The 3,203-nt window shown below is 47.8% G+C and carries 2 protein-coding genes and 1 pseudogene; 2 read left to right on the top strand and 1 reads right to left on the bottom strand.

Annotation, left to right across the window (positions count from 1 at the left end; all coding sequences use genetic code 11):
- Positions 1-258, top strand: a pseudogene (locus IQ219_RS18295) (tetratricopeptide repeat protein); the annotation flags it as partial.
- Between the two features lie 112 nt (positions 259-370).
- Positions 371-1,174, top strand: coding sequence for a DUF2993 domain-containing protein (locus tag IQ219_RS18290; protein ID WP_194073552.1), 804 nt, complete (start codon positions 371-373; stop codon positions 1,172-1,174).
- Between the two features lie 77 nt (positions 1,175-1,251).
- On the opposite strand, the gene IQ219_RS18285 is transcribed toward IQ219_RS18290, so the two are convergent.
- Positions 1,252-2,970 (bottom strand): calcium-binding protein, encoded by a 1,719-nt coding sequence (locus tag IQ219_RS18285; RefSeq protein ID WP_194073551.1) that lies wholly within the window; start codon positions 2,968-2,970, stop codon positions 1,252-1,254.
- Positions 2,971-3,203 lie beyond the last annotated feature (233 nt).

Genomic DNA, 3,203 nt, shown 5'->3' with positions numbered 1-3,203 from the left:
CAACAGGTGTTGGAAATTTTGCAGGCCCCCCAGTTAACCCGCCCCAAAGAGTGGTTGACCCCCATCCCGGATTTAACCGACCAGGAAAATACCAAGCCCAGTACCCCCCGCATGGCCCGTCGCCGTCGTCGTCAGCCGGAGCCTGCCCCCATTCAGTTTGAAGATACCCGGAGAATGAATACCAAGGACAATGGTTTTATCTTCACGGCGATCGCCTTTTTGGCTGTGTTGCTGGGGGTGACCTACTGGTTAAGTTAGTCCCGAACAACCTACCCGATGGCAAAAGTCAACGATGGTAGTCTTCATTTGTCCCTGGTGAGCTAAAAAGCCAGTAAACTAGGCGAGAAATCATCATCCCCAACGGCCTCCTATGGAATGGTTTGCCATTGCCCTGTCCACTTTTCTTACTTTCCTGGCCCCGGTCAACTTCATTGGTGATCAAGTCATAGCCAATCAAATTCGCCAGCGAGTCCATGGGGTGGAAGACCTATCGGTGCGGGTGGATAATGCCCCCAACTATCAATTAATCCAGGGAAAAATCCAACGGGTCCGCATCGCCAGTCGGGGTCTGGAAATTGTGCCCAGTGTGAGAATTCAGCAACTGCAATTGGAAACCGATCCCATTGATGTGGACCTGCAAGCTCTGCGGGAAAACCGTAACCTAGCGGGACTGAGGCAAGCCCTACGGCAACCATTCCAAGGGGCGACGGAACTGGTCATCACCGAAGCTGATTTGAATCGGGCTCTGCAAAATGCCACCGTTAAGGAACGGCTACAAAAACAAATTGACCAACGGGTACCCGCCGATGTGCCCCGTTTTCAACTGCTCAACGTCCAAGTGGATTTCCTTGGGGAAGATCGCCTCGGCATTAACTTGGAACTAGGGCAACAACTGGAACCCAACACTGATCTGGAAAAATTAGCCATTGCCATCGAAACTGGCATCTCGATCCAAAACGGCGATCGCCTAATCCTGGTTGAGCCCACAGCCTCCCTCAATGGCCGCCGCATCAACACCAATGTTCTGAACAGTATCATCAGCAGTTTTAGCGATAACCTCAGCTTAAAAAGATTGGAAAATCGCGGCATCACCGCCCGAATTTTACGGTATGACATCACCCCGGATGAATTCAGTTTTAGTGCCTTTGGCAGTATTGCTCCAGAAGAAGAATAAAAAAATGCCCCCAATGCGATGGATTAGGGGCGCGACTTATTTAGTGGATTAACGATCAGACTTGATATTTACCACTTTTAAACAGGAAATATGTTGGTGAAATCACTAGTCGTTAATGTGCCGGTGAAGTTAGTCAATTCGATAAACGCATCCTTGGTGGCATTAAAGCCAATTGAGCCATCGTTGATAGCCACAAAGGTGCGGGAACCTACGGTAATTTGAGCAGCATCATAAGCACCAAGAGTTGACAAGCCAAGAACTGTTACCCCCAATCCAAAGATGCTATTAGCGCTCAGTTGACGCACACCTGGAAGGATGCCGTCAGTTGGTACCTGTTGAACAAAGAACTTATCTTGCCCAATTGTAAAATCAGTGATGACATCAACCTTAGACAAATTAACGTTGAACCAGGAAATTCCTATCTGAGAATCGGTCAGAGTAGTGTAGTCAAACAGGTCATTATCAGAACCACCAGTTAGAAGGTCTTTTTCTGCACCACCAGAGATAAAGTCATTTCCATCGCCCCCAAAGATGGTGTCCTTGCCCCCCCCTCCTCTTAGGATGTTGTCTTGAGCATCGCCGGTAATACTGTCATTACCACTAGTGCCGATAACATCATCAAAGTTAATGACTTTTGCTAGAGAAAAAGTGGGATCAGTTTCGTTGGGGGAAGACAGAGTTTCAGCGCTCAAATCTACATTAACCGGTGAAACAGCACCAGAAAAGTCGATGGTGTTATTGTCAGCACCACCATTGGCAATGACTTCTTCGATGTTGAGGAGCGTATCTGTGCCCAGAGCGCCCTTTTCTACGGTTAAGGATAGGTCACCAGTGCCTTTTAGGGTAATAGCCTGGTCACCACTATCTTCGAGGTCTCCATAGTGGGCAGTGTCATAATCGTCGCCACCATCCATGGTGTCATTGCCTTGGCCACCAAATAGGGTGTCATTGTCGAGATCACCAAATACGCTGTCATCTCCCAGATCGCCGTATAGGCTGTCATTGCCTTTCCCGCCCCTGACGGTATCATTGCCTTTCCCGCCCCTGACAGTATCATCACCTACATTCCCGTTTAAGAAATCATCTCCCACATTCCCGTTCAGGAAATCATTTCCATCACCACCGGATATGCTGTCATTTCCGTCACCACCGAGTATGCTATCGTCTCCATCACCACCGGATATGGTGTCGTCTCCGCCCATACCGTAGATGGTGTCATTTCCCCCTAGACCAGTTAAGACGTTATTCTCGTCGTTACCAATAATGACGTTATCTAGGGCATTACCTTCGCCGTTAATGTTATCCGTACCCGTCAAAGTTAGATTCTCAATAAATTGGGGGGTTAAATCAAGTAACGTCAGTCCTAGATAAAGAGCATAGTCAACAGGACCTAGTCCGATCACGGGCAGGGCGGCAGCGGTATTATTAGCAAGTCCACTGATCCCTGGCAAAGAAAAGGTGGAACCGTTTAATGAGTAGGTCACTGAAGATTCGACTAAATCTGTGCCATCTGTATCTAGCCACTCTCCAACTAAATCACCAGTATTGTCAACAATGTAGGTATCGTCACCGAAACCACCGAACATGGTATCGGCCCCGGTACCACCATCCAAAAGATCGTCACCGGTTAACCCCACTAGGATGTCAGTTCCTGCATCACCAAAGATACTATCGTCGCCCAAGGTACCAATTAGGGCGGGGCGAAAGTTCTTGGTCTGCAAAACTAGACCCAAAAAGCCTCCAAATGAAGCACCGGTGTTGTTATCGTTTTGGGGAGTTCCGTTAATGATAGCCATAGTACCTAACCTCTAATGTAAACTGTGGAGTATAAAAAACTAATGCTTGAAATATGAACACCATTAATGGGACGGCAGTGGTAGACGAATCTAATGGCGGCGGGTAGATTGGCAAATCAAAGGAAGCTGGCGGCTTTCCAGACGAACCAAACGGATTGGACATCCACTGTGGGTGTTCATACTGAAATTTTATACTAGGTTAATTGATTTAAGTGCTAAGGAATGCTTAAGAA

Origin of the sequence: Synechocystis sp. LEGE 06083 (assembly GCF_015207725.1) — a bacterium.
In the GTDB taxonomy this organism is placed as follows: domain Bacteria; phylum Cyanobacteriota; class Cyanobacteriia; order Cyanobacteriales; family Microcystaceae; genus Synechocystis; species Synechocystis salina.
This window is presented reverse-complemented; position numbering and strand designations above follow the sequence as displayed.